The organism is Streptomyces sp. NPDC006450 (genome assembly GCF_040612195.1).
Taxonomy (GTDB): Bacteria; Actinomycetota; Actinomycetes; order Streptomycetales; family Streptomycetaceae; genus Streptomyces.
In genome coordinates, this window is record NZ_JBEXPT010000128.1 from 1 (window position 1) to 18802 (window position 18802).

At 73.2% G+C, this 18802-nt stretch carries 20 protein-coding genes; 3 read left to right on the top strand and 17 right to left on the bottom strand.

Translation table 11 applies throughout. The features are described 5' to 3' along the window. Positions 1–26: 26 nt before the first annotated feature. Positions 27–893, bottom strand: coding sequence for a hypothetical protein (locus ABZY57_RS27500; protein ID WP_356516371.1), 867 nt, complete (start codon positions 891–893; stop codon positions 27–29). Positions 894–997: 104 nt separating this feature from the next. Here ABZY57_RS27500 and ABZY57_RS27505 point away from each other — a divergent pair, with 104 nt between their 5' ends. Further along, entirely contained in the window at positions 998–2860 is a 1863-nt protein-coding gene (locus tag ABZY57_RS27505; RefSeq protein ID WP_356516373.1) for a trypsin-like serine protease, read from the top strand. Between the two features lie 80 nt (positions 2861–2940). On the opposite strand, the gene ABZY57_RS27510 is transcribed toward ABZY57_RS27505, so the two are convergent. The 14 genes from ABZY57_RS27510 to ABZY57_RS27575 form a co-directional block, all read right to left on the bottom strand. Then, entirely contained in the window at positions 2941–3189 is a 249-nt protein-coding gene (locus ABZY57_RS27510) for a hypothetical protein (protein WP_356516375.1), read from the bottom strand. A gap of 30 nt (positions 3190–3219) precedes the next feature. Further along, positions 3220–5703, bottom strand: a complete 2484-nt coding sequence (gene lanKC, locus ABZY57_RS27515; protein WP_356516377.1) for a class III lanthionine synthetase LanKC — start codon at positions 5701–5703, stop codon at positions 3220–3222. A 32-nt stretch (positions 5704–5735) separates the two neighbouring features. After that, positions 5736–7379, bottom strand: coding sequence for a daptide biosynthesis intramembrane metalloprotease (mpaP, locus tag ABZY57_RS27520; protein WP_356516379.1), 1644 nt, complete (start codon positions 7377–7379; stop codon positions 5736–5738). Positions 7380–7471: 92 nt separating this feature from the next. Next, a complete protein-coding gene (locus ABZY57_RS27525; protein WP_356516381.1) occupies positions 7472–8212 on the bottom strand; it encodes an ABC transporter permease in 741 nt (246 codons plus the stop codon). Beyond that, on the bottom strand, positions 8205–8984 hold the full coding sequence (locus tag ABZY57_RS27530) for an ATP-binding cassette domain-containing protein (protein ID WP_356516383.1): 780 nt from the start codon (positions 8982–8984) through the stop codon (positions 8205–8207). The genes ABZY57_RS27525 and ABZY57_RS27530 overlap by 8 nt, the downstream gene beginning before the upstream one ends. Positions 8985–9152: 168 nt before the next feature. Next, positions 9153–9302, bottom strand: coding sequence for a daptide-type RiPP (locus tag ABZY57_RS27535; protein WP_254387524.1), 150 nt, complete (start codon positions 9300–9302; stop codon positions 9153–9155). 52 nt (positions 9303–9354) lie between these two features. Beyond that, the gene (locus ABZY57_RS27540; RefSeq protein WP_243336478.1) at positions 9355–9501 is read right to left on the bottom strand and encodes a daptide-type RiPP; all 147 of its coding nucleotides are present in this window, start codon (positions 9499–9501) and stop codon (positions 9355–9357) included. A gap of 63 nt (positions 9502–9564) precedes the next feature. Continuing rightward, on the bottom strand, positions 9565–9711 hold the full coding sequence (locus tag ABZY57_RS27545) for a daptide-type RiPP (RefSeq protein WP_254387522.1): 147 nt from the start codon (positions 9709–9711) through the stop codon (positions 9565–9567). Positions 9712–9794: 83 nt separating this feature from the next. Further along, positions 9795–11000, bottom strand: coding sequence for a daptide-type RiPP biosynthesis dehydogenase (mpaC, locus tag ABZY57_RS27550; RefSeq protein WP_356516386.1), 1206 nt, complete (start codon positions 10998–11000; stop codon positions 9795–9797). Beyond that, positions 10997–12304, bottom strand: coding sequence for a daptide-type RiPP biosynthesis aminotransferase (gene mpaD, locus ABZY57_RS27555; RefSeq protein WP_356516388.1), 1308 nt, complete (start codon positions 12302–12304; stop codon positions 10997–10999). Before mpaD ends, mpaC begins: the two co-directional genes overlap by 4 nt. Further along, complete coding sequence (gene mpaM, locus ABZY57_RS27560) at positions 12304–13131, bottom strand: daptide-type RiPP biosynthesis methyltransferase (protein WP_356516390.1); 828 nt, start codon at positions 13129–13131, stop codon at positions 12304–12306. Before mpaM ends, mpaD begins: the two co-directional genes overlap by 1 nt. Then, positions 13131–14213 (bottom strand): daptide biosynthesis RiPP recognition protein, encoded by a 1083-nt coding sequence (gene mpaB, locus ABZY57_RS27565; protein WP_356516392.1) that lies wholly within the window; start codon positions 14211–14213, stop codon positions 13131–13133. The genes mpaM and mpaB overlap by 1 nt, the downstream gene beginning before the upstream one ends. A 181-nt stretch (positions 14214–14394) precedes the next feature. Beyond that, positions 14395–15381: an LLM class flavin-dependent oxidoreductase gene (locus tag ABZY57_RS27570; protein ID WP_356516394.1), complete on the bottom strand. Its 987-nt coding sequence runs from the start codon at positions 15379–15381 to the stop codon at positions 14395–14397. 165 nt (positions 15382–15546) lie between these two features. Beyond that, positions 15547–15738, bottom strand: a complete 192-nt coding sequence (locus ABZY57_RS27575; RefSeq protein WP_356516396.1) for a hypothetical protein — start codon at positions 15736–15738, stop codon at positions 15547–15549. Between the two features lie 299 nt (positions 15739–16037). Between ABZY57_RS27575 and ABZY57_RS27580 the strand changes: the two genes are divergently transcribed. After that, entirely contained in the window at positions 16038–17054 is a 1017-nt protein-coding gene (locus ABZY57_RS27580; RefSeq protein WP_356516398.1) for a helix-turn-helix transcriptional regulator, read from the top strand. Positions 17055–17181: 127 nt separating this feature from the next. Here ABZY57_RS27580 and ABZY57_RS27585 read toward each other — a convergent pair whose 3' ends face one another. Together ABZY57_RS27585 and ABZY57_RS27590 are read right to left on the bottom strand one after the other, a co-directional pair. Further along, complete coding sequence (locus tag ABZY57_RS27585; RefSeq protein ID WP_250744256.1) at positions 17182–17349, bottom strand: hypothetical protein; 168 nt, start codon at positions 17347–17349, stop codon at positions 17182–17184. A 265-nt stretch (positions 17350–17614) separates the two neighbouring features. After that, complete coding sequence (locus ABZY57_RS27590; protein WP_356516400.1) at positions 17615–18061, bottom strand: DUF1772 domain-containing protein; 447 nt, start codon at positions 18059–18061, stop codon at positions 17615–17617. Between the two features lie 91 nt (positions 18062–18152). Between ABZY57_RS27590 and ABZY57_RS27595 the strand changes: the two genes are divergently transcribed. Further along, the gene (locus tag ABZY57_RS27595; RefSeq protein WP_356516402.1) at positions 18153–18731 is read left to right on the top strand and encodes a TetR/AcrR family transcriptional regulator; all 579 of its coding nucleotides are present in this window, start codon (positions 18153–18155) and stop codon (positions 18729–18731) included. Positions 18732–18802: the final 71 nt, after the last annotated feature.

The window sequence follows — 18802 nt, forward strand, 5'->3', positions numbered from 1 at the left end:
ACCTCCGCGCCGCCCACCCGGCCCCCTCATCGGGGGCGTCGGCGCCGCCGGGCCACGGCGTAGGCGGCCGCGCCGCCGGCGGCAAGGGCGGCGGCCGCGCCCACCAGCCAGGGCGTGCGCCCCGGGGCCGGTTCGGCGGCCCGGCCCCGGCACGCGGGGCGGTTCGGGTCGGCGGGCCCCGCCACCCGGTAGCGGGCCCAGACCTCGTCCCCGCCCGCCCAGCGGACCTCGTACAGCCCCGGCCCGGCATCGCAGCGGATCGTCGCGGCGGCCGTCACGACCGCCTTGGCCCCGTGAACGACGGCCTTGCCGGTGAACCCGGACGAGGCGAGGGTGTCGCCGAACCCCGCCGACGCGTCCGAGGCGGTCGCCGTCACCTCGTCGCCGGGCCGGAACGTCCGTACGTCCCAGGGCGACTGCGGCCAGGAGCGCCCGGCGGGCCAGTGCTCCTCCGGCCGTTCGGGAGGAAGGGCCGCCACCTTCCCGGGGCAGGCCCCGCGCTCGGCCGCGCCGACGTCCGCGACCTCGACCGTCACCCAGGGCGGACCCCCGGCCCCCTCGACGGGCCCGCCGGGGCCGGTCTGCCGGACCGGGTAGACCCCCGGAGGGGTGTCGCACGCCACGGTGGCCACGGCGGTGATGACCGGATCGTTCATCCTCAGTGTCCCGGGTCCGACGAAGATCTCGGAGACCACCCGGTTCCCGTTCTTCCCCGGCAGGGAGGCGGGGAGGGTGAACGTGAGCCGCTGCCCGGGGGTCGCGGACAGCCGGGCCCCAACGGGCAGCGGCGCGGGCTGATCCGCCGTCCGGACCCCGAACGCGGTTCCCGCCGACGGCATCAGGAGCAGCGCCAGCGCGGCGACCCCGCCCACCGCGCTCTTCGTCCTGCCCATGTGATCTCTTTTCTTGTCTACCGGCCGACGATCCTGTCACCCGGACGGTGCGGCGCCTCAGATTTCGCGCTCCGCGCGGTCCCCCCGTACAGAAAGCGAGTTCCTTGAGATCCAGATGGTTCACCGCCTTCGCCGTCGGCGTCATGGCGGCCGCGGTGGGTACCGGTCCCGCGCCGGCCGCGACCACCCCGTCGGGCGCCACCCCGAAGCCCGGCACCACCCCGCCCCCGATGGCGTCCTCCGCCAGGGTCAGCGCCGAAGAGGCGTACTGGACGGCCGGGCGCATGGCCGCCGCCGTGCCCGTCGACGAGGCGCGGGGCCGGGGTACCGCCGGCGGGCCGCCCGGCCCGCGGGACAGGACCCTGTCCCCCGCTCCGTCCGGCACCCCGGCCGGCACCTACTTCGACGGCATGCCGATGGTGGGAACCTTCTTCTACCAGGGATCCGAGCAGGGATCCAAGGTCGGCAACGCCGCCACCTCCTGCACCGGCAGTGTGGTCCGCAGCGCCGGCAGGAACATGGTGCTCACGGCGGCGCACTGCGCGAAGGACATGGCCGAGCCGAGGAACCACGCCGTCTTCGTTCCGCAGTACCGCCACGGCAGAGCGGCCGGTGCCCAGCCGTTCGGGATCTTCCGGGTCAAGGCCGACGGCGTCTACACGGACCCCCGCTACGCGTCGAACAGCAAGGCCGCCGTCTCCGACCTGGACGTCGCCTTCGCCCTGGTCGAGCCGAACGCCAGGGGGAGCGTCGAGAACGTCACGGGGGCGCTGACCTTCACGCCGGGGAGCACCTACGAGCACGACGTCACCGTCGTCGGCTACCCGTCCTCCTCCAGCGTCAACCCGAAGCACAAGGCCATCCGCTGTGATGTGCCCACCACCCGGCTGGGCGGCTTCCGCCAGATGCAGATGCGGTGCAAGGGCTTCTACGGCGGCGTGTCCGGCGGCCCCTGGATCAAGGACTACGACGCGGCCGGCCGCACCGGCAAGGTCGTCGGGAACACCGGCGGCTACCACGGCGGCGGCAACGACTCGTGGGTGACGTACGCGCCCGTGTACGGCAAGGACGCGCAGGACCTGTACGACGACGCCGACGCCGGTCGTGATCCCGGCAGCATCTCCCGGCCGCCCTACCGGGGTTCCGCGGACAGCCCCCTGCTGCCCGGTCTCGGAGACCTGTGGACCCATGCCAGGCAGATCGCCTCCGGCGACTTCACCGGCAGCGGCCGCAGCAGCCTGCTCGTCGTCTGGACCGACGGGGAGGTGACCCTCTTCCCGGGCGACGGGAAGGGCGGCTTCCTGCCCGAGCGGCGGCTCGCGGCACCGAACGCCGGCTGGAAGCCGGTCGCCACCGTGACCGCCGGCGACTTCACCGGATCCCGTCAGTTCGACCTCATGGTCCGCTGGTCCGACGGCCGGATGACCCTGCACGAAGACGTCGGCTCCCACGGCCTGGGGTCCGTCACCGAGATGGCCCCCTCCGGATCCGTCTGGAAGTACGCCACCCAGATCGCCGCCGGACGTTTCGCCGCGGCCACCTACGTCACCGACCTCATGGTCCGCTGGTCCGACGGCGAGCTCAGCCTCTACACCCAGGTCGGCGCCCGCACCTTCGGCCGGGAGCACCAGCTCAAGGACCCCAACGACACCTGGAAGGGGGCCACCCTGCTCACCTCCGGGCAGTTCTCCGGCAACCAGAAGTGGGACCTCATGGTCCGCTGGTCCACCGGCGCGCTCGACACCTACGCCGGCACCACCCCGGCGGGACTGGGAAGCGCACAGACCGTCCACGGCCCCAGCAGCACCTGGACCCACAGCGTGATCATGACCACCGGCCAGTACGCCGGTGACGGCCTCACGAACGACCTCGTCGTCCGGTGGAGCGACGGCGAGACCACCCTGTACGAGGACACCCGCACCCACAGGCTCGGCACCGAGCGCATGCTCGTCCCGCCGCGGGTCTGACCGGCGGCCGGGACAAGGACGTGCACCCGCAGGCCGCTGTGGGGGAAGGGCGGCCTGCGGGTGGTCGGGGGGGTGGCGGGTCAGCCGCGGATCCAGCCGGTGAAGGCCGGGGCCGACAGCGCGGTGTCCAGGGTCTCGAGGACCGCCGGGGCCCGGGTGTCGTCCGGGGTGGTCAGGGACAGCGTCGCGGAGCGGGTGGTCATCGCCACGGGGACCACCGTCCACGACGCGGGGAGGCAGGACACGAGGCGTACGGCCGTGGTCTCGGGGGCCGCGGAGGACGGGGCCTCCTCGGTCATGCTGATGCTGACCGTCACGTGGGTGGGCATACGGGGCTCCGTAACTTGCCGGGGTGGGCTTCAGCGGGCGGCCAGGACGGGCGCCGCCGCCGGGACCAGGGCGGGCAGGTAGGGCAGGACGGCCGTGCGGGGCGCGGTCAGCGCGGCCAGGACTCCGGCGGAGCCGGTGGCCAGGTCCGTGGACAGGCGCAGCAGGTGGTCGCCGAGGAAGCCGGTGGCGTCCGGGTCGTTCTCGTGGGCCACCGCGAACGGTTCGAGGCCGGAGCGCAGTTCGGCCAGCGCCCGCGCCGTGGCCGCCGAGCCGTCGTCCGTGCAGGTCAGGGCGGCGAGCGCGCCGGCGCGGCCGGTGAACAGGCCGCAGGCCGGGTGGAACTGGGACGTGAGGTCGGCTCGCAGGGCGTCGTGGACGGCCGTGAGGTACGGGTCCCGGTGCGCGGCGAGGTAGTGGTGGACGGCGATGGCCTGCCCGGCTCCGCCGTGGGCGAGCTGGACCCGGTGCCAGGGGGTGGGCAGCGGCTGCCGGGACAGTTCGAGGTCGTGTACGAGGGCCACGCGGGCGGCGTCGTCGCGGCCGGCGGCGAGCAGGAAGAGGGCCTCGCCGCTGGCTCCGCGCAGCAGGCCGGGGCGTTCCTCCAGCGTGGGGCTGTTGACGAGGGCGGCGGCGAGTTCGTGGGCGGCCGCGTCCTCGCCGAGGTGCAGCAGGGCCAGGCCGAGGCCCGCGATGCCGCCGGAGAGGCTGCGGTCGGGGCTGCCGTCGCGCAGGGTGGCGGTGGACAGCAGCCCGTGGGCGCGGTCGAGGAGGGCGGCGGCCTCGTCGGTGCGTCCGAAGTCGTGCAGCACGCAGGCGATGCCGGCCAGTCCGTCGTAGAGGCCGGGGCGCGGGCTGGTGACGGCCCGGGCGGCGTCCGCCAGCCAGTCGAGGTGCGCCTCGGGGACGCTGATCCCGGCGCCGCGCAGGGCCCACAGGACCCCGGCCGCGCCGTTGGCGATGTTGAGGCCGCCGTCGCCGTGCAGGAACTGGTCGGCGTCGCCGGGGAAGAGGCGGTCCTCGCGCTCGGGGGTGGCGCAGGTCAGGATGCCGGTGGCGATGCGCTCGGGGGTGGCCAGCGGGCCGCCGGCGGGCGCCGGGGCGTGTCCGAGGTCGGCGCGGACCTGGTCGGCGTACCCCTCGGGTACCGGGAAGAAGGCGGCGATCTGCGCGAGGAGGTCCTCGGAGCGGTGGCGGGTGAAGGACATCACCGGGGTCAGCGGCAGGAACAGGCTCAGGCGCAGGCAGCCCAGGGCGTAGCGGTCGACGGCGGTGCCGGTGGTGCCGGCGGGGGCGCAGAATCCGGGGGCGCCGATGGCCTGGCCGGTGTGGCCGTCGATGGGGAGGGTGGTCTCCAGGTCGATGAAGGCGACGGTGCCGTCGGGGCGGATCAGGACGTTGTTGGGGTGCAGGTCGCCGAAGACCAGGCCGCGTTCGTGCATGGCGGTGACGGCGGCCTCGATGCGGTCGAGGACGTCCAGGGCCCAGGCGGTGTACTCGGCCACGGGCATGGCGGTGTCACGGGCGGTGACCGGGTGGAGCATCGGGTTGCGCTCGGCGGTCTCCTTGGTCAGGGCGTTTCCGTCGACGAACTCCCTTGTCAGGAACCAGTGTTCGGCGCCCCGGCGCCAGTCCAGGACCCGCGGGAACCAGGGCAGTCCGTCGAGGGCGGCCAGCGCGTCGTGCTCGCGGCGCAGCCTTTCCACCGCGTCGGCGCCGGCGTCGTCGAGGCCGGCGTGCGGGCGGCCCTCCTTGACCAGGACCTCGTGTCCGTCGCGGGTGTCGGTGGCGCGGTAGACGCCGCCGCCGTTGGAGAAGTGCAGGGCCTGGGTGATCTTGAAGGGGAAGTCCCCGAGGGAGCCGCCGCGGCTCCGTTCGGCCAGTGCCCGCACCACGCAGGGCGGCAGCTGCAGCCAGGCCGGCGGGCGGAAGGAGGGGCCGCGCACGTCGGGGACGAGGTTGCCGTCGGGGTCCTCGATGCAGGGCACGGGGGCGCCGTTCGGGCCGGGGCCCAGCTTCAGCTTGAAGCCTCCGTAGCGGATGTAGAGGGGGCCCGCGCCCCAGCGCAGGTCACTGAGGACGGCCGGTCCCGGGCGGCCTTCGAGGAGGGCGTCGAGCTCGGTCAGTACCGTCTCCAGCTCCGCCTCGTCGCGGGGGTAGAGGGTGATGAACTTGCCGCTGCTGCCCCGGTCCCCGTACTTGCTGTTGCGCAGCATCAGCATCGAGGGGCTGGTGAGGAACTTGAAGAGCAGGGAGCGGGAGGTGCAGTACGCGCTCACGATGTCGAGGACCTCGGGGGCCGTCCGCTCGGTCGCCGAGACGTGGATCTTCCAGCCCTGGCCGGGGAGTTCGAGTCCCGGCGGGGTCAGTACGGTCCATTCCCCCATCGGCTCACGGGTCCACCCGGCGGGGGCCTCGGCGGTGGCCGCCGGGAAGGCGTCGGCGCCGGTGATCGCGGCCGGACGGTCGTAGAAGGGGGTGCCGGGCGGGCAGTGGGCAACGTGTCGCAGGGACATGGCGGGCCTCCGTGGGCGGCGTACGGGAGAAGTCAGGGGAGCAGCGGGCCGAGGTAGGAGACGGCGAACCACTTCCAGAGCGGGTGGTGGCCCGCCTGGACCTCGGCGACGCCGGTGCGGTCCGTGCCGTTCGGCGCGGGGGTGGCGGTGACGCGGTGCAGCGGGTACGCCTTCATCTCCAGCCAGGGGCGGTCACTGGCGACGGGGAGCATGGCGGTGACCGGGGCGAGGACGTCGTGGCCGGTGGGCTCGCCGAGGGTGGCGGTGCCGGTCTGCGGCCGGGAGAAGAGGCCGGAGCGGCGCAGGGTGACCGTGGTGCCCTCGGTGAGGTCGAAGCCGCCGCCGCCCCGGGGGACGAGGAGGCTGAGGCTGCCGTCCGGTTCGGTGGTGTAGCCGGCCGAGACGGTGGCGGGGATCTGTACGAGGGTGGCGGCCAGGGCCAGTCCGGCGGTGGCGAGCACTCCCGCGGCGGCGATGCGGGCGGGGCGGGCTCCGGCCTGGACGGCTTCGCGGACCAGGGTGGCGGCGCCCTTGCCGAGGCGCCACAGCAGGTAGCCCAGCGCGCAGACCATCATGCAGGAGCCGGCGATGCCGAGGCGCTGCAGGATCCCGGACCAGAGGGTCAGGGCGCTGGAGACCAGGTACAGCGGGAAGACCAGGCAGGCGAGGCCGTACGGGACGGACCAGCCGCGGCCGGGCAGTTCGCGCTGGTAGCCGCGGCCGCCGAAGACGATCCGGGCGAGGGCGCGGCGGGCGTCGGTCATGGCCTTCTCCCGCAGGTGGGAGATGTCCAGGTGGCTCATGAGGGCGAGGTAGCCGTCGAGCTTGACCAGCGGGAGCAGGTTCACCACGCAGACCATGTAGTTGACGAGGCCCACCAGCAGCAGGGTCTCGCGGGCCGGTCCGGCGGGGACGGCGAGGGCCGCGAGGGCGGCGGTCCCGGCGGCGACGGCCTGGATGGCGATGCCGGCGAGGGCGACCTGGACGCGCTGGTGTTTGCCGGGCAGCCGCCAGCCGTCGGAGACGTCGCAGAAGAACGCCGGCGACATGTAGAAGAGCATGAAGCCCATCCGGCTGGGTGTGCCGCCGTGATGGGTGAGGACCGCTCCGTGGGCCATCTCGTGGACGGCGGTGGTGGCGACCACGCCGAGCATCACGCAGGCGTAGGACCACAGGGGCATCGGGCGGGAGAGCGCCTCGCCGAGCGTGGCCCCCGAGGCGGCGAGGGCCAGGACGCCCAGGAGGACGACGGCCGCGGCCGCGCCGAGGACGGTGCGGTGGCCGAGCGGGCGGACCAGCGGGGCGAGGCGGCGCAGCATCCGCTCGGGCTTGACCAGGGTGAACTGGATGGTCAGCGGGCCCGCGAAGCGGATCCTGGCCGGCTTCTTGACGGGCCGGCCGTCTTCCAGGAGGTCGGAGTCGGCGAGGCTGCGGACCGCGCGGCCGATGTGGCCGGGGGTCCAGGGGGAGCCGAGTTCGGCGGCGAGCTGGTCGTGGTCGCGGCTTCCGTCGAGGAGGCGGACCAGGCGGGCGAGGTCCTCGCCGGTACGGAAGTGCTTGTGCTCCCCGCGCTGGATCACCCAGGGGGCGTCTTCGGTGAGCGGTTCGCGCACGGCCACGTCGTCGGCGGTGCGGGGCCGCTCCAGATCGGGCGCGAAGGCGGTTTTGGCGGGCATGGTGGAAGCACCTCGGATCAAGGGGGCGGTGAGGACGTGTCCGGTGGGTCGGGGCCGGACGGACCGGTTCGGTCTGGCGCGCTGGACACGCTCTAGGCGATGTCGCGGGTGCGGACGAGGTGGCGGCCGGCGACGAAGGCGGCGGCGAGCCAGGCGGCGATGACCGCGTACGCCCAGGGCAGGGAGAGCAGGTCCGGCTTCACGTCCCGGTAGACGGAGCTCATCGCGATGGTCAGCAGGTACTTGGAGACTTCGGGGACCAGCCGCTGCAGCCCGGGGTCCACCAGGAGCGTGAGGCCGATCAGGGTGGCGACGGCGCCGGTCTGGTTGCGGACGATCCAGCCGATGAGGGCGCCCCAGGGGGCCGCCAGGGTGCAGCAGGCGAACACGCCGACCAGGATGAGGGCGGTCTCGCCGTCGGCGGCTGCCTCCAGGCCGAAGGGCAGCGGGCCGAGGTAGACGCTCACGGCGCCGAGGGCGGCGGCGACAAGGCCGAAGGCGGCCCCGGCAGCGGTGGCGACGGCGAGCTTCGCGCCGAAGAGGCGGGAGCGGGAGCCGGCCAGGAGCGCGGAGCGGACCATGGTGCCGGAGGCGTAGTCCCGGGTGACGTGGACGGCGCCGAAGACGGCCGCCAGCAGGAACATCATCATCCAGGAACGGGCCACGTCCTGGCCGACGGCCAGGGACGTGGACCCGTCGGCGATGGCCTTCTCGCCTCCGGAGACATATCCGAAGGTGGTGATCAGGCACAGCCAGGCTCCCGCGAGCGGCAGGGCCCACCAGGCACGGCCGGTCAGGGCCTTGCGGGTTTCGCCGGCGATGAGGTTACGCACGGGAGTAGTTCCTTTCCGGGGTACGGGTGCCCGCGGTGGCGGGGACGGCGGTGGCGGCCGGGTCGACCAGCTCGAAGAAGCGGTCCTCCAGGCGCACGGCGCCGTCGCCGGTGAGGTCGTCGAGGGTGCCGGCGTAGCGCAGGGAGTGCTGCATGATCACGACGTCGTCGACGGTCTGCTCCAGCTCGGCGAGCTGGTGGCTGGAGACGATGACGGTGCGGCCGCCCAGGGCCAGGGTGCGCAGGGTGGCGCGCAGCCAGCGGATGCCGTCCGGGTCGAGGCCGTTGGCCGGCTCGTCGAGGATGAGGATCTCCGGGTCGGCGAGCAGCGCGGTGGCCAGGGCGAGCCGCTGGCGCATGCCGGTGGAGCAGCCCTTGACCGGGCGGTCGGCGGCGTAGTCGAGGCCGGTGTACTCCATGACCTGGTCGGCGCGGCCGGCGGGCAGGCCCAGCACGGTGCACCAGATGCGCAGTTCGCCGCGGACGGTGGCGCCGGTGACGCCGCCCATGCCGTCCATGCTGACTCCGATGCGGTGGGCCGCGTCGGGGAGTTCGGCGTACGGCTTGCCGAGGATGGTGGCGGTGCCGGCGGTCGGGGTGGCGAGGCCCAGCAGCATTCGCAGGGTGGTGGTCTTGCCGGCGCCGTTGCGGCCGAGGAGGCCGGTGACGCGGCCGGCGCGGATGTCCACGGTCAGGGCGTCGACGGCGCGCAGGCCCTTGTACGTCTTGGTGAGGCCGTTCAGCGAGACGGCCGGGTCGCTGCTGCTGCTCATCGCTGCCGCGTCCTTTCCGGGGTGTGCCGGGTGTGTGGGTGGTTCGGTGGTTCGGTGGTTCGGTGGTGCCGAGGGCCGGGCCCCGGCCGGGGGTTTCCCGGCCGGGCCCGGTCCGCATCGATCCGTTTCAGGCGCCGCTCACTTGCGTGCGGGGTCGCCGGGGCGGGATCAGGTGGCGATGGTGACCGTGGAGATCGCGATGCCGATGGACACGCCCTCCCAGAAACCGGGGGCCTCGAGGACCTCGAGCTCCTGCAGGCCCAGCTCCAGGCCGTCCTGCGCGACGACCGCCGCGTTGTCGAAGTTCTGCTCGCTCATGGCTGTTCTCCTTCGTGTGTGGTGAGTGGGTGAGTGCTGTGGTGCGGGTGGATCAGGTGGCGACGATGGAGACGATGGAGATGCCGACGACGACGCCGCCGGTGGTCCACCAGCCCGGGGCCTCCATGACCTCGAGCTCCTGGAGACCGAGCTCCAGGTGGTTCACGTCGGCCGCGGGGGCCTCGAACTTCTCGTTCATGACTGACTCCTTCTGTGCGTGGGTGTACGGGGGGGTGGAGCGGTGGCGCTGATCCGGGTCGGATCAGGTCATGACCACCGAGACGAGGGAGATGCCGACGACGACGCCACCGGTCGTCCACCAGCCCGGGGCCTCCATGACCTCGAGCTCCTGCAGGCCGAGCTCCAGGTGGTTCACATCGGCGGCAACGTTCTCGAACGTGTTGTCCATGACGGGTGTCCTTTCGTGAGTGGTGTGGTGGTGCGGTCCCCGCGCCAGGCCGGCGCGGAAGTCTGTGGGTGCGGCGCGGGAGTTCAGGCCGCTTCGCTGAGCAGGGCGTTGACGTCGGCCGCGCGCAGGCCGCCGAGCATCGGGAGGCCGGCGCCCCAGGCCCGTACGGTCCTGCGGGCCACCGCGTCGAGCAGCTGCGGGGTGACGGCGAGGTCGCGGGCGATGCCCCAGCGGTTCATCAGGGCGCTGATGCCTGCAACCGGCTCGGCGGGCAGCGGGTCGCCGCTGCTGTCTGCCGAGCGGAGCAGTTCCCAGATCCCCCGCAGGCGGGTGGCGGAGCCGAGCCGGGTGTCGCCGGCGAGGACGGCCCGCCACAGGGCCGGCAGGATGGCCGCGACCGCGGTCATCTTGCGGATGCCCAGGGCGCTGGAGAGTTCGTTGGCGATCATCCAGCCCTCGGTGCTGAACAGGTCCCTGCCGTAGCAGAGCCAGGTGGACTGGGTCAGTCCGCTCAGCCGGGCCAGATCGGTGCGGAGGGTGGCGTCGGGGGCCTGCCCGTCGGCCAGTTGCCGGGCCAGTGCTCCGCCGAGGCGGACCAGCTGGGTGGCGGCGGTCTGGGCGAGGGCGTCCTCGACGGCGCGGTCGGTCAGGTTGCCGACGTAGGGGCCTACGGTGCGGAAGACCGCTTCGAGGGCTCCTTCGATCAGCAGCTCGCCGGGCAGCGTCTCGGTGGCGGCCGGGTCCAGCAGGGCCGCGTCGGGGGCGAGGGCGTCGCCCATGACGAGCCGTTTGCCGCTGTTGTGCGGCAGGCAGGCGACCCGGCTGAGTTCGGATCCGGTGCCGACGGTGGTGGGTACGGCGAGCAGCGGACGGGTGCGGCGGGTGCGCGGGTCCAGGGTGAGCAGTCCGCTGCGGCCGGTGGTGCGCAGGGCCGCGCGGGCCCGCTCGTCCTCGTGGGCCACGGACAGGAGCTTGGCCCGGTCGAGGAGGGCTCCGCCGCCGATGACGGCGACGAGTCCGGCGCCGGCGGTGGCGCGGGCCAGGGCGAGGATCTCGTCCGGGCCTCCGTCTCCGTCGGGGACGATGGTGTGGGTGGTGTGTCCCGCCCGGTCCAGTTCCGCGGTCACCAGGGCGGTGATGCGGGAGTTCGCGACGGCCGGGTCGAGGAGCAGGGCGGTGACGGGACGGCTCCCCCCTGCCGGGTGGGCGTCGTCGAAGTCCGCCAGCCAGTCGCTGAGCCCTTCGGGGCCGATGAGCAGCCGGGTGGATCCGGACCAGGCGATGTTCACCGCGTTCCTCCCGCGAAACTCTCCACGCCCGTCCGTACGGCGTCCATGAGGGCGTCGATCTCGGCGTCCGTCGCGGTGAGCGGCGGCATGATCTGGATGCCGTGGACGCCGGCGTGGACGATGGCGCCCGCCGCTCGGATGGCGGTGATCTGGTCGAGGACCCGGGCCTGCGGCAGGGGTTCGCCGTCGGCGGTGACGATGCGCAGGGAGCGGAAGAGCCCGCGGCCGTCGTGGGAGTCGAAGAGGGGGTGTTCGGCGACGAGCCGGTCCAGGTGGGCGCCGAGGGTCTCGGCGGCGCGCCGGCCCCGGGAGACGGCGTCGAGGCGGCGCATCTCCTCGATGGTGGCGATGATCGCGGCGCAGGTGACGGGGGTGCCGGCCTGGGTTTCGCCGTGGGTCAAGGTGGCGTCGGCTTCACGGAAGGCGTCGGCGATCGTCCGGGAGACGATGACGGCGGCGGCGGCGCAGGTGCCGTTGGTCAGGCCCTTGGAGGTGACCAGCAGGTCGGGTCGTTCGCTCCACCGCTGCGAGGCGAACATCGATCCGGTGCGGCCGAATCCGGTGGCCACCTCGTCGGCGGCGAGCAGGAACCCGTGTTCCTCGCGGAGCCGGAAGAGGGTCTCGAGGTACTCGTCGGTGAGGGGGACGGCCCCGCTGCCGAGGACGGGTTCGACGACGACGGCGGCGATCTGGGAGCCCTGGACCCGCATCAGCTTCTCGATGTCGGCGGGGTCGTTGGGGGTGACGTGGCGCACCAGGCGCTGGTCGACCCCGTAGACCTGCTGGCCGAGGTTCTCGCCGGTGAGGGCGAAGCCGCCGAAGGTCAGGCCGTGGTAGCTGCCGCGCAGCCCCACGATGATCTTGCGCTTCTCTGCGCCGCGCAGGGCGTGGTAGTGCCGGGCGGTCTTCATGACCAGGTCGTTGGCCGCGCCGCCGGAGGTGGAGAAGAGGACGCGGGCGAAGTGGTCGGCGCCGCAGAGCTCCACGAGGGCCTCGGCGGCCTGCCGGGCGTAGGGGTGTTCGTAGCGGAAGACGCTCAGGTACGAGGCGTTGAGCAGGGCCTGGTGGCAGGCCTCGGCGATGTGCCGGTTGCCGTGGCCGAGGTTGGCGTTCCACAGGCCCGAGTCGCCGTCGAGGAGTTCGCTGCCGTCGGCGAACCGTACGTACATCCCCTCGGCGGAGACGGCGCAGATGCCGTCGTCGCCGTGGGCGGAGGGCGGGAGCAGGGAGGTCCACAGGGCCGGGTGGCCGTGATCGGGAGTCTCGTCGGCCCGTCCGGTCAGGGCGGGCAGGGCGGTGGTCATCACAGGGCCTCGGCTTCCAGGAGGACGTCGTGGTGGCGGCCGCCGCCCGGGATGGGCGTGGTGGAGCGGATGGCGAAGCCGGCGGCTTCGAGCTCGGCGACCAGCAGGGGTGCGGGCATCACGCCGATGGTGGTGGTGGCGACGTGGACGGGGCCTTCGGCCGGCGGGTCCGCGGGGATGACGGTGACCGTGCGGGAGCTGTTGCCCGAGGTCCACTGTTCGATCATCCGGTAGGAGCGGCCGGTGATCTCGCCGGGGGCGAGGATCTCGCTCTCGTCGCTGCCGTCGTCGGCGGCGTCCACCTCGACGGTGGTGAGCAGGAACCTGCCGCCGGGCGCCAGGTGTTCCCGTACGCACCGGTAGAGGCCGGGGCGGGCCTCCGGAGGGAGGAGGGAGATGGAGGTGGTGCCGAGGACGACGGCGCCGAAGCGGCGGCCGAGCGAGAAGTCGCTCATGTCGGCCTGGACGGGGGTGCAGCGGCCCTGGAGCGAGGCCGGGGTGGCGGCGAGCCGTTCCCGGAGCAGCCGGATCATGTGGCCGGAGAGTTCGAGGGCGGTGACCTCGCGGCCCAGCGCCAGGAAGGGGAAGGTCAGCCGGCCGGAGCCGGCGGCCAGGTCGAGGACCGGGCCGGGTATGCGGCGCAGGGTGGTGAGGAGTTCGCGGACCTCGTGCGGGGTGGTGCCGGCGATGTCGTGGTAGACGGGGGAGCCGGCCTCGTCGTAGAGGTCGCACAGGACGGCCCGGTCTCCGAGTTCGGCGACGGCCTCGGCGGCGCGGCCGGTGAGGCCGGTGCCCGCGGCGGCGGGGCTGAGCAGCATGGCGCCCATCAGCGGGTCGCTCCTTCCGTGGCGTCGGAGGTGGTGGTGCGGGGGACGGCGGACTCGGTGAGGGGCAGTCCGATGCCGGAGAAGTAGGCGGCGACGGCGTCGACGGTGGCCGGGTCGGCGTAGTCGGCGGCGGCCTGGGCGGTGCCGGTGACGAGCAGGGCTTCGGCGGCCTGGGCGGCGTCGAGGGAGAGGGCGATGGTGCGGCGGTCCCCGGGGTGGTGGATCAGGGCCTGCTCCGCGTTGAAGAGCAGGACCGGGGTGTCGCCGGAGGTGTCCTGAGGGACCGGGTGGCCGGCGAGGGCGGGGACGAGGCGGCCGCCGAAGCCGGAGACGCGGGGCTGTTCGAGGCCTCGGGTGACGGCTTCGCGGATGGCGCCGACGGCGGCCAGGTAGCGGGAGATCCAGGGCCGGGCGGCGAGCTGCTCGCGGCGCAGGTCCTCGTCGAGTACGCCGGCCAGGGCGCCGGCGGAGTCCTCCCAGGCCCGGTGCAGTTCGGCGGCGGGGGTGCCGACGGCGCCGGGGGGGGCGGCGCCCGGGGCGACGCTGACGGCGCCGTCGGCGGCGACGTAGAGGCGCAGGGCCGGGCCGTCGCCGTCGCCCTTGCCGCCGAGGGCTCCGAGGTCGGCGAGCTGGACCGAGGGGTGGGTCAGGAAGGCGGAGAACTCGCCGTGGTTCAGGGCCCGGTCGGCGTCCTCCAGGAAGGCCTGGAAGTCGGCTTCCTCGACGATGCGGACCAGGGTGGGACCGAGGACGGAGAGGTAGGGCGTGATCGAGTACGCCTGCACCTGGAGGTAGAAGTCGGGGTGCAGGCCGGCCTCCGCGCCGGGTTCGCCGAGGGAGCCCTGCCAGACGATGACCTGGGCGCCGGTGGCCTCGTGCTGCTCGGGCTCGGCGGTCGGCTCGTCCCCGGGAACCAGGACGACGGTGCCGGGGCCGGCCACTCCGCTGCCGAGCAGGGCGTCGAGGTGGGCGGCGTCCTCCAGGACGACCGTCGCGGTGAACGGCGGGCGGGGGGCGAGTGCGGCCAGGGGGCGTCCGGTGCCCCACTGCAAGGCGTGGGCCTTGACGGAAGTGAGTGTCATGAACATGCCTAACGTGAGTGCGTGGGTGGACGCGGGCGCCTGATGACGCGGAGCTGGGGATGTCGGCCGACGGCCGGAAGTCGAGGGGTGCGCATGCGGACGGAGGGCGCGTGCAGGCGCGGGAGGTGCAGACGCTGGAGGAGCGGGCGCGGGAGGAGCGGGCTGGCGGGGCCGCCTCGGGTCAGGAGGCGAGTCCGAGGAGCGTGAGCAGCGAGCGCAGTTCACGGCTCGCGACCTGGGCGCCGTAGAGCTGGGCCACGCCCGTGACGTTGAGGACGATCTCGTCGACGCCCGCCTCGCGGAAGGCCTCCAGTTTCGCGAGGAGTTCGCCGGGATCCCCGTAGAGGAAGGCGTCGCCGGCGACCAGGGCCGCGCCCCGCGCGCTCTCGTCGTCCGCCGCCGAACCGGTGGGGTCCGGGAGTTCGACGCCGCCGCGCCGGAGCATGTCCTGGTAGTGCGGCGCCTTCAGGTGGTGCCGGTTGGAGGCGAGGGCGAGGCGTACGGGGTCCCGGTCGGGCGCCGCCAGGGCGATCGGCACCATGGCCACCACCTTGGGCGCCGGCCGGTCCGCGCTCTCGGCACTCTTGCGCACCTCGGGCACGATCGTGTCGGCCAGGTAGCGGGCCGGGGTGAGCCAGCAGATCGCCGCGTCGGCCACCTCGCCGGCCACCCTCGCCATGCCGGGGCGCAGGACACCGAGCCCGACCTCGACGGGCGGTCCGGGCACCGGCGGGAGCAGCGCCTCCTGGTGCAGGTACTCCCCGTCCAGGACCGCGTCCGTACCGTCGAGGGCGGCGCGTACGGCGGTCAGGTACTCCCGGGCCGCGGTGAGCGGGCTCCGGTACGGGGCTCCGAGCAGGGCCTTCTGTACCGCGGGGGCTCCCGGCCCGTATCCGGCGAGGACCGGTTGACCGGTCATCAGCGCGAGGGAACGGGCCTGGAGGGCGGCCTCCGTGGGGTGGCGCAGCGGCATCAGGGTCACTCCGAGCCCGACGGGGACCCGGAATCCGGCGCCGGCGGCGTGGGCGAAGGCCTGGTGGGTCTCGGTGACCAGGCTCTGTCCCTGCCAGAGGCGTTCGGCCCCGGTCCAGTGGACGAGCCCGGCGAAGGGCAGGAGCTGCTCGGGGCGGCTCGGGACGAAGGGGACGAGCACCGAGTAGGCGGTCATCGGACTTTCTCTCCTTGTGCTCGGGGGCCGGGAGTTCGTTTCCCGGGAGCCGGACGATTGAAGATCGGAAGGGTCGAGGGAGATCGGATATCGCGGCGAGGGCCGGTGAATTCTGTAGCGGAGATCAAGTCGATCTCTTCCGGAAGTCCTCTTCGGGACGGGGTACTAGTCCCAGTTGTGGGTGTCACGCCCCGGGATGATCACGCAGACGCCGGGGAGCGGGAGACCGGCCGGAATCGGCGCGCAGACCTGGGTACCGGGGGCGGGAAGCGGGGCCGGAGCGTCGGCGTTCGCGGTGCCGGCACCGGCCAGTCCGATCAGTACGGCGGCGGCGAGAGTGACGCTGAGGCGCTTCATCACGGTGGTTCCCCCTTGATTTGCGATCCGTCCCGGATCCGGCCTTTCCCGCCCGGTCCCGGTGGCCTCCGGTGTTTTTCCGGCGGCTCCTTGTGACCACAACTCTGCCGTTCGAAAAGGCTTCGTTCGAGGGCTGTCACGCGCAGCTTGCTGCGTTCTGCGAGGTCACTTACTGCACCGTCCGCGACCCCCTTCCGCGCCCGGACCTGGAAGCGGAATGGATCATTGCCGTAGCCTTGACCCGGGGTAACAGGTAGATCTAGGCCGGGTAATGACCGGCCACGGCGTTGGGGGAATCCATGGGGGATCCGGATCTGGCGTTTCTCGATATCGATCCGGAGGACGAACGCTTCTACCGCGTCCTGCTCAGGAGCGGCGGCGCCGATCTCGAACAGCTCGTGCGGCACGCCGATCTGGACGAGGAGGCGGTGGGCGTCCTGCGGCGGCGGGCCACGGACCTCGGTCTCGCCGCGATGACCGACGGGCTGCTGCGCCCGGTCAGTCCCGCCAAGGCGGTGCAGCACCTGATCGACGCCCGGCTCGCCCGGATCCGGCAGGAGTTGGAGACCAAGGCGGCGGCGGACGCGATCGTGGCCTCGCTGCTCGCGGAACGGGACGCGGCCACGACCTCGGACGCGATCGCGGGGGCCGACCGGCCTCCCATGGAACGGCTGATGGGCATCGAGCAGGTGCGGTCGGCCATCGACGAGCTGACCTTCTTCACCCGGTCGGAATCCATGACCACCTGGCCCTCGGGGGTGATGCGGCCGGAGATCATCGAGACCTCCCGGCCCGCCGACGCCCGCATCCTGCGGCGCGGGATCCGGATGCGCAGCCTGTTCGGGGCGGCCGCGCTGGACGATCCGGCCACGATGGCGTATCTGCGGGAGATGGTCGGCAAGGGGGCGGAGGTACGGGTGTCCCGCCTCGACCTGGAGCGCATCCTCATCTTCGACCGGGCTGCGGCGCTGACGCCGATCGACCCCTCCGACAGCAAGCGGGGAGCGCTCCTGACCCGTGAACCGGGCCTGGTGACCACGCTGGTGTCCCTCTTCGACCGGATGTGGGGCCAGGCGCAGGAAATTCCGGCGGCGGCTGACGAGGAGGGGCCGGCGGTGTCGGGCGAGCGCCCGACCGAACTGGAGCGCCGGATCCTGGAGTCGCTGTGCACGGCCGACAAGGACGAGAACGGGGCGCGGGACGTGGGGATCTCGGTGCGGACGTACCGCAAGTACGTGGCGACGCTGATGCATCGGCTCGACGCGTCGAACCGGTTCCACGCGGCGCTGCTCGCACGGGAGCGCGGCTGGATCTGAGCGGGGCGGGCCCGGCGGCCGCCGGGCCGACACGGTGCCCGGGCCGGCAGGTGCGCCGGCCCCGGTGAGCGCGGAGTCCGCGTCGGAGGTGCTCCCCCTTCGCGGACTCCGACTAAGACGGCCACGGCTACGCGCGGGACCGCTGCAGTGCGCGGGCGCAGGAGAGCACGCCGACGGCGAGCACACCCATGACCACGTACCGCGCGGTGCCGTCGAACAGCACGGTGGACGAGGCCAGGAGGGCGATCAGCACACCGGTCGTGACGGCGAGCGGGTTCTTCTGGGTCTGGGCCATGGTGGTGGCTCCTTCGGAAGCGGGGATGGCCATTCCACTCTGACAGCGGGGCCCGTGCGCCCGGCCCCGTTACGGGTGCAGCTTCCGGCATTCCGGCTCGCAGCATGCTGCGGGCCGGCTGCGGGAGAACGCCCTCGGGACGTCATCAGCCCGCCTTCGCGGCGAGTACGGGATCCACGCCCCGGGTCTGCGCGGCGAGGGTCCGCAGGGCTGCCTCGCAGGAGGAACCTGCTTCGGCGGTGTACTTGACGGCCGGGACGGTGCTTCAGGCGAGGGCGGTGACCAGCAGGGTGAAGGCGGCGACGATGACGGCGACGCGGGCGTAGTGGAAGCGTTCCCAGCGGTGCAGCTGCTGCTTCCAGTCGGCGGGCCGGTTCTCGGGGGTCCACGTCTTGTTGAGGTTGTTGATCGGGACGAGCAGCAGGACCGACATGACCACGCTGAGCATCAGCAGTGCGCCCGCGGTGACGACGAGCCCGGTGCCCTGGTGGTGCCATCCGGTGACGGCCCGGACGGCGACGAGGACGAGCGAGCCGATGTACCAGACCGGCATCACGGCGCCGAGCATCCGGCCGCCGTGGGCATGGCCGAGTTGGCGGCTGTCGTCGGGGAGCGCGTTGAGGATCCGGCTCATGACGAAGGCGACGGCGAACTCCACTCCCACCATCACGCCGACGACCACGGTGGTGACGACCTCGAGTGCGTTGAGCATGATGACCCCTCCAGAGATCTAGCGCTGCTAGCTGGTGAGGCAACGCTAGTGCAACTGCCGCTCGATTGTCTAGCAGTGCTAGGATCCACTCATGTCGGTACAGGAACGCAAGCAGCGCGAACGTGCGGTCCGCGAGCGCCTCATCGTGGCGACGGCCCGCGAACTCGCCGAGCAGCAGGGCTGGGACGCGGTCACCACCCGCCGGCTCGCCGAGCGCATCGAATACAGCCAGCCCGTCCTCTACAGCCACTTCCGGGGCAAGCGCGAGATCATCGGCGCCGTGGCCCTGGAAGGAGCCGCCGAGATGGCCACGGCGCTGCGGGCCGCGGCATCCGCCGCGAACAGCCCCCGCGAGCGGGTCACGGCCCTCGCCCGCACCTACCTCGACTTCGCCGAACGCAACCCGGCCGTCTACGACGCCATGTTCCAGCTCGACGGCGGCCTGGCGTTCGCGCACGAGGACACCCCCGAGCCCCTGAAGGACGCCTTCGCCGCGCTGCTGGAGACTCTCGGCGAGGTCGCCGGGGACGGCGTCCACCCGGGACTGTTCACCGAGACGTTCTGGGCGGCCCTGCACGGGCTGGCCACCCTGACCCGCGCGGGACGGCTGCCGCCCGCAGACGCCGGGCGGCGGGTGGAACTGCTGGTGGACCGGCTCGCCATGGTCTGACACACCGCTCGGTGCGGGGCACCGGACGTCACCGAGGCGGGCCCCCACCGAGGCGGGCGCCCGCCTCGGTG

Bases quoted from the DNA above. Each gene is read 5' to 3' on its own strand.
- ABZY57_RS27500 (WP_356516371.1), bottom strand. From the start codon at position 893: ATGGGCAGGACGAAGAGCGCGGTGGGCGGGGTCGCCGCGCTGGCGCTG.
- ABZY57_RS27510 (WP_356516375.1), bottom strand. From the start codon at position 3,189: ATGCCCACCCACGTGACGGTCAGCATCAGCATGACCGAGGAGGCCCCG.
- lanKC (WP_356516377.1), bottom strand. From the start codon at position 5,703: ATGTCCCTGCGACACGTTGCCCACTGCCCGCCCGGCACCCCCTTCTAC.
- mpaP (WP_356516379.1), bottom strand. From the start codon at position 7,379: ATGCCCGCCAAAACCGCCTTCGCGCCCGATCTGGAGCGGCCCCGCACC.
- ABZY57_RS27530 (WP_356516383.1), bottom strand. From the start codon at position 8,984: ATGAGCAGCAGCAGCGACCCGGCCGTCTCGCTGAACGGCCTCACCAAG.
- ABZY57_RS27535 (WP_254387524.1), bottom strand. From the start codon at position 9,302: ATGAGCGAGCAGAACTTCGACAACGCGGCGGTCGTCGCGCAGGACGGC.
- ABZY57_RS27540 (WP_243336478.1), bottom strand. From the start codon at position 9,501: ATGAACGAGAAGTTCGAGGCCCCCGCGGCCGACGTGAACCACCTGGAG.
- ABZY57_RS27545 (WP_254387522.1), bottom strand. From the start codon at position 9,711: ATGGACAACACGTTCGAGAACGTTGCCGCCGATGTGAACCACCTGGAG.
- mpaD (WP_356516388.1), bottom strand. From the start codon at position 12,304: ATGACCACCGCCCTGCCCGCCCTGACCGGACGGGCCGACGAGACTCCC.
- mpaM (WP_356516390.1), bottom strand. From the start codon at position 13,131: ATGGGCGCCATGCTGCTCAGCCCCGCCGCCGCGGGCACCGGCCTCACC.
- mpaB (WP_356516392.1), bottom strand. From the start codon at position 14,213: ATGACACTCACTTCCGTCAAGGCCCACGCCTTGCAGTGGGGCACCGGA.
- ABZY57_RS27570 (WP_356516394.1), bottom strand. From the start codon at position 15,381: ATGACCGCCTACTCGGTGCTCGTCCCCTTCGTCCCGAGCCGCCCCGAG.
- ABZY57_RS27575 (WP_356516396.1), bottom strand. From the start codon at position 15,738: ATGAAGCGCCTCAGCGTCACTCTCGCCGCCGCCGTACTGATCGGACTG.
- ABZY57_RS27580 (WP_356516398.1), top strand. From the start codon at position 16,038: ATGGGGGATCCGGATCTGGCGTTTCTCGATATCGATCCGGAGGACGAA.
- ABZY57_RS27585 (WP_250744256.1), bottom strand. From the start codon at position 17,349: ATGGCCCAGACCCAGAAGAACCCGCTCGCCGTCACGACCGGTGTGCTG.
- ABZY57_RS27590 (WP_356516400.1), bottom strand. From the start codon at position 18,061: ATGCTCAACGCACTCGAGGTCGTCACCACCGTGGTCGTCGGCGTGATG.
- ABZY57_RS27595 (WP_356516402.1), top strand. From the start codon at position 18,153: ATGTCGGTACAGGAACGCAAGCAGCGCGAACGTGCGGTCCGCGAGCGC.